The organism is Cellulomonas septica, assembly GCF_012396155.1.
Taxonomy (GTDB): domain Bacteria; phylum Actinomycetota; class Actinomycetes; order Actinomycetales; family Cellulomonadaceae; genus Cellulomonas; species Cellulomonas septica.
In genome coordinates, this window is the sequence record NZ_JAAXOY010000619.1 from 1 (window position 1) to 2,136 (window position 2,136).

Below are 2,136 nucleotides of genomic sequence, written 5' to 3' on the forward strand. Positions count from 1 at the left end.
ACACGCCCTTCGCGGCGAGCCGCCGGCGCGTCCGCAACCAGGCGCGCTCCGGTGTCTCGTCGGCGCGGGTCCGCGTGCGACGCCGGACGAGCGACAGGCCGACGACGACGAGGACGAGGACGATCCCCCCGATGACGCCCAGGCGGGTCCAGCTCGCGCCGGCCTCCTCCTGGGCGGTCTGGCCGGACGGTGCGGGTGCGGTCGTGGCGGCACCGGTCGGCGCGGCGGCCGCGGAGGGGATCGCCTCGTCGGGCTGGCTCGCGGGCGCGTCGACGGCGCTGAACGGGTCGCTCCAGACCGGCGGGAGCCCGGCCTGGATCGCGGGGGTCGGCTCGAACCGCACCCAGCCCTGGTCGGCGAAGTACAGCTCGGGCCACGCGTGCGACTTGCGCCCGGTGACGACGTACTGGCCGTCGCCGTTCGCGTCGCCGGGCAGGAAGCCGACACCGACGCGCGCGGGGATGCCGAGCATGCGCGCCATGAGCGTCATCGACGTGGCGAACTGCACGCAGTACCCGCGCCGGGACTGCAGGAAGTCCCACACGGCGTCCTCGGTGCGCGCGGGCGCGATCCGGGTGTCGTACGTGAAGTTGGTGCCGGCCCGGAAGTAGGACTGCAACGCCATCGCCTGCTCGTACGGGGTCTCGGCGTCGGCCGTGATCTCGCGGGCGAGGTCGGCGATCTGCTCGCGGTGGTCGGTGCCGGGCACCTCGAGCGAGGCACCGCCGTCGTCGGGCGTCCCGACGGGTGCGTCCTCGAGGTCGTCCGGCATGAGGTCGGGGACCTCGACGACCATCGAGTAGCGCATGCCGTCGAAGGTGCTGCGGCGCCCGACGACCTCGTCGCGCAGCTCGTCGTAGCTCCAGCCGCCCTCGACGGTGACCGTGCGGGGGAAGGTGCTCACCGGCAGGCGTCGTTCGCGCAGTGCACCGACCTCGACGTCGACGGTGGCCAGGGAGCCGCGGGTGGCGTCCGGGGCGCCGCCGCGCAGGGCGGGGTCCGAGGCCAGGAGCTCGCCGGGCTCCCACGTGGACAGGTCGAGCGTGTCGTCGCGCTGCCACTCCCGGCCGTCGAAGGTCGTGAGCGTGAACGCGCGCAGCGGGCCCACGACGCGCGCGGTGACGACGACGGCGTCGTCGGTGGGTGCGGGGACGGGGACCTCGAGCGCCCCGGTCGCGTCGTCGTCGGGCTCGGCGCTCGCCTCGGCGGCGGCGGCGTCCTCGGGCGACACGACGGTGTAGCGCAGCACGACCTGCCCGGAGCGGGTGCCGAGGCTCTCGCGCAGGTCGAGGTTGTCGGACAGCTGCAGGGGGCCGACCGGGCCGTTGCCGAACGTGGGCAGCGCGAGCGACGCCCACCCGGGCAGCGCGGCGACCACGGGACCGGCGACCAGTGCGAGCACGACGACGGCGACGGCTCCGGCGAGCGCGCCGCCGGTGCGACGCGCACGGTCGCTGTGCGCGGTCGTCGGCGTGGCGCTGAGCGCGAGCAGCAGCAGGTAGGCGAGGCCGGTCCAGGCGACCGCCCAGCTGCTCGCGGGGAAGCCGAGCACCACTGTCGGGGTCCACAGCGCGAGCAGCGGGATGCCGGCGAGCGCGGGGATGCCGATGCCGACGGCCACGAGGTCGGTGAGGAGCAGCACCGCGACGGCGCCCGCGACGACGAGCAGCTCGGCCGGTCGCACGCCTGCCATGGGCACCAGCGACGCGTTGATGACGGCGGCACCCTCACGGGCGGTCGCGAGCGTGCGGTCGAGCGAGCCGAGGTCGGGCAGGACCTGGATGCGGCCCGGGGGAGCGCCGTACCGGACGAGCAGCCCGGCGGCGAGGACGACGAACCCGACGAGCGTCGGTGCCCACCAGGACCGGGTGACGGCGCGCGTGCCGGCCACGACCCCGGCGACGAGGAGCACGGCGACCCAGGTGACCGTGAGCCAGCGGCCGGGCTCGATGAGGTTGGACAGCGCGGTGACGGCGGCGCACGTCGCGATCGCGCACAGCGCGGTGGCGATCAGGCTGCGGGGGCCGCGAGGCACGCGCCCGGGCGCGGCGTTCACCGGGCGCTCCCGAGCAGCCGCAGCCAGCAGCCGACGATGTCCTCGCCGGGGGAGACCGTGCACGCGCGCCATCCCGCCCG

General features: G+C 75.9%; 1 protein-coding gene. It reads right to left on the minus strand.

Annotation, left to right across the window (positions count from 1 at the left end):
* A partial coding sequence (locus HGA02_RS17345) for a transglutaminaseTgpA domain-containing protein (RefSeq protein ID WP_168680455.1) occupies positions 1–2,056 on the minus strand: 2,056 nt, incomplete at its 3' end.
* Positions 2,057–2,136 lie beyond the last annotated feature (80 nt).